We start from the raw sequence: 3,466 nt of genomic DNA on the forward strand, positions 1-3,466 counted from the left end.
GTACACAGCCGATCTGGGCGAAGAGGGCGTCGATCTCGGCAAGCTCTACGACTACGACATCATCCTTCTGGATCTGAACCTGCCCGACATGCCCGGTTTTGACGTGCTCAAGACGCTGCGCATGGCCAAGGTCGACACCCCCATCCTGATCCTGTCCGGCAATGCCGACATCGACAACAAGGTGCGCGGCCTCGGCTCGGGCGCCGATGACTACATGACCAAGCCCTTCCACAAAGAAGAGCTGATCGCCCGCATCCACGCCATTGTCCGCCGCTCCAAGGGTCACAGCCAGTCCATCATCCGCACTGGCGATATCGCTGTGAATCTCGATGCGAAGACGGTTGAAGTGAATTCCCAGCGCGTCCACCTGACGGGCAAGGAATACCAGATGCTGGAGCTTCTCAGCCTGCGCAAGGGCACGACGCTCACCAAGGAAATGTTCCTCAACCATCTCTATGGCGGGATGGACGAGCCGGAACTGAAGATCATCGACGTCTTCATCTGCAAGCTTCGCAAGAAGCTCGAAGCCGCGACCGGCACCAAGGCGCCGATCGAGACCGTCTGGGGCCGCGGCTACGTGCTGCGGGACCCGGTCGAGGAAAAAGGCGCGGCGTAAGCCCGCTTGCTCCTATAGGTACAAGAAAGCCCCGGCCCCGCGCCGGGGTTTTTCGTTTGTGGAGGCTCTGACCGGCGCGTTTCGAATTCGCGTTAACCGCCTTCGTGATCCGTGCTAGTATCACCGGGTTACAGGGCAGCCCCGGACGGGGGCGCACATCCCCTCACCTGCCCCCGGCGGCCGAAACCATGAAAGCGCTTGCCCCTGGTAACGGGAGGCTGACATGCGTTTCTGGATATCACTTGCCGCGCTGGCTCTTGCCAGCCCATCCATTGCCCTCGCCCAGAGCACCGTCGTGCTTGGAACGAGCGCTGCCCGGGCCTGCTATGAGGCTGCGCTGGCGAGCACGTATAATGCCCGATCAAGCCTTGTCCGCTGTGAGGAAGCGCTGGAGTCCGGCCTGCTTTCACGGCGTGACCGGGCCGCGACCGAGGTCAATATGGGCATTGTCCTGATCACGGGCGGGCGCGCCGAAGAGGCCATGCAGGCCTATGACCGCGCCATCGCGCTTCAACCCGAACTCGCCGAAGCGTGGCTTAATCGCGGTATCGGCCACTTCACCCAAGGCCATCACGAAGAGGCTGAAGCCCACTTCACCCGCTCGCTGGAACTGGGCCTCGGCGATGCCCACAAGGCCTACTACCACCGTGCACTGACACTGGATGCGCGCGAGCGCTATGCCGAAGCCTATGAGGACTTCCAGCGTGCGCTGGAGCTGGCGCCGGGCTGGGAATTGCCGCTACGCGAATTGCAACGCTACGAAGTGGTGATCACGCCGGTTAACGGCTAGCCGCCTCAGGCAACCGCGCGCGCTGCGAGCCCTGCCGAAGCCGGGGCTGCGGCCGGCGTGGCGATATTGCGCATGTAGAGCCCGCGCTGACCGGCAACGGGTTTGAGCGAGTCCGTCAGGCCGACGACCGTCTCTGCCGCGCCCAGAACCAGAAAGCCGTCCGGCGCCAGTTGCGCCGCAAGGCGGTCCAGGACCTTCGCTTTCGACTCCACATCGAAATAGATCAGCACGTTGCGGCAGAAAATGATGTCGAGCTGGCCGTAGCGGGAGAAATCTTCCAGCAGATTGCCCGTCTCGAAGCGGATCATCTCGCGCAGTTCCGGCTTCACCCGCCAGCTATCGCCGTTTTGCTCGAAATGCTGGACCAGGCGCTGAATGGCGAGACCGCGCTGCACCTCGAACTGGCTGTAGAGCCCTGACTTGGCCTTCTCCAGCACGTGCGCGCACATGTCGGTTGCGAGGATCGAGGCGGAAATGCCGCTCATCTCGCGGATCAGCATGGCCAGCGAATAGGGCTCCTGCCCGGTCGACGCCGCCGCACACCAGATCTTGAACGCCCGGCCCGCCCGCGACTGGCGAAGCGCCGGTGCCATCACTTCAGAGAACAGGTCAAACGGGGTCTTGTCACGAAAGAAGAAGGTCTCGTGGGTCGCCAGCGCTTCAGACGCGGCGGTGCACAGGCGCTGATCGCCGCGCATCATGGCATCCACAACCGCTTCCGGACCGGAAAGGCCTTCAGCGCGCGCAAGCGGCGCCAGACGGCTTTCGATCAGATAGCCCTTCTCCGGACCGAGCACGAGGCCGGAGCGCTTCTTCACCTCTGCAGCGAGGAATTTGTATTTGTTTTCGCTCAGCATTATCGCGCTCCTGTGAGCCGGCGGGCAAGGTCGGGGCCGATCTGGTTCAACGGCAGGACGAGGTCGGCCAGCCCCGCCTCGGCAACCGCGCCCGGCATGCCCCAGACGACGCTTGAAGCCTGATCCTGGACAATCACGCCGCCACCGCCCTCGCGGACATGACGCGAGCCATTGCGGCCATCAGAGCCCATGCCGGTCAGCACCAGCGCCAGAAGATGACGCCCGGCCGCACGCGCGCAGCTTTCAAACAGCGGATCAACCGAGGGACGGCAGAAATTCACCGGCGGGTTCTGGTCGAGGCGCGCCCGGAAGTTTCCGGCCGTCCCTTCGACTGTCATGTGATAATCGCCCGGCGCTACATAGACATGGCCGGGCTTCAGGGTCTCACCATCGGTTGCCTCATGAGCGGGCAGGCCCTCGCGGGTCAGGTGCTCGGCAAGAATGGCGGTGAAGACCTTGGGCATGTGCTGCGCGATCACGATCGGCATGCGGATCGAGGCGGGCAGGGAGCTGATGACCTGCCGCAGCGCTTGCGGACCACCCGTCGATGAACCAATGGCGAGAAGGTCGACACGGGACGGCAGCGGGCGCGCGGCTCCGGCTGGCGCCTCCGGCATTGCCGGACGGACCAGCGGCTGCGGCGAAACCGGCATGGCCGGACGCTGCGGCGCATAGCGCGGCGCCAGAACCGTCAGCTTGTCGAGCAGTTCAACCCGGTAGCTTTCCGCGCCGCCCATGCGGCTGGTATCGGGCTTGGGCGCAAAGTCGGCGGCACCTAGTGCCAGTGCCTGCAGGGTGACCTGCGCACCCTTGTGGGTCAGGGTGGACGCCATGATCACGCGCGCCCGCGGGGCCGCCTTGAGGATAAGCGGCAAGGCCGTCAGCCCGTCCATGCGGGGCATCTCAATATCGAGAACAACCAGATCGGGCTGCAATTCGGCAGCGCGTTTGACGCCCTGCTCGCCATCAGAGCAGGTCGCGGCCAGCGCCAGGCGCGGATCGGCCTCGATCCAGCGGGCAACAAGGCCGCGCACAACGGCTGAATCGTCCACCACCAGTACACGGGGAAGAGGGGTTGAGTTGACGCCGGGAGGCATGGTGGTGGCAGGGTTCATGAGAATGAGCGGCCTACATCAGGCCGGCTTCTGCGAACTTCGAACCGATAATGTCGCCGTCAAACGGCTTCATGACGTATTCGTCCGC

At 64.1% G+C, this 3,466-nt stretch carries 4 protein-coding genes and 1 pseudogene; 2 read left to right on the forward strand and 3 right to left on the reverse strand.

Annotation, left to right across the window (positions count from 1 at the left end):
• Both ctrA and ACTS2Z_RS10280 read left to right on the forward strand, forming a co-directional pair.
• Positions 1-616: response regulator transcription factor CtrA (gene ctrA / locus ACTS2Z_RS10275; protein WP_442573120.1), on the forward strand; the 616-nt coding region annotated here is incomplete at its 5' end.
• Positions 617-839: 223 nt separating this feature from the next.
• Positions 840-1,406 carry a tetratricopeptide repeat protein gene (locus tag ACTS2Z_RS10280; RefSeq protein ID WP_442573121.1) on the forward strand — a complete coding sequence of 189 codons (567 nt, stop codon included), beginning with the start codon at positions 840-842 and terminating at the stop codon, positions 1,404-1,406.
• A 5-nt stretch (positions 1,407-1,411) separates the two neighbouring features.
• On the opposite strand, the gene ACTS2Z_RS10285 is transcribed toward ACTS2Z_RS10280, so the two are convergent.
• The 3 genes and pseudogenes from ACTS2Z_RS10285 to ACTS2Z_RS10295 form a co-directional block, all read right to left on the reverse strand.
• Positions 1,412-2,260 carry a CheR family methyltransferase gene (locus tag ACTS2Z_RS10285; protein ID WP_442573123.1) on the reverse strand — a complete coding sequence of 283 codons (849 nt, stop codon included), beginning with the start codon at positions 2,258-2,260 and terminating at the stop codon, positions 1,412-1,414.
• A gap of 2 nt (positions 2,261-2,262) precedes the next feature.
• Positions 2,263-3,378: a protein-glutamate methylesterase/protein-glutamine glutaminase gene (locus tag ACTS2Z_RS10290; RefSeq protein ID WP_442573122.1), complete on the reverse strand. Its 1,116-nt coding sequence runs from the start codon at positions 3,376-3,378 to the stop codon at positions 2,263-2,265.
• A 13-nt stretch (positions 3,379-3,391) separates the two neighbouring features.
• Positions 3,392-3,466: pseudogene (locus tag ACTS2Z_RS10295) on the reverse strand (response regulator); the annotation flags it as partial.

Source organism: Glycocaulis sp., from assembly GCF_052168375.1.
GTDB lineage: Bacteria > Pseudomonadota > Alphaproteobacteria > Caulobacterales > Maricaulaceae > Glycocaulis.

Bases quoted from the DNA above. Each gene is read 5' to 3' on its own strand.
- ACTS2Z_RS10290 (WP_442573122.1), bottom strand. From the start codon at position 3,378: ATGAACCCTGCCACCACCATGCCTCCCGGCGTCAACTCAACCCCTCTT.
- ACTS2Z_RS10280 (WP_442573121.1), top strand. From the start codon at position 840: ATGCGTTTCTGGATATCACTTGCCGCGCTGGCTCTTGCCAGCCCATCC.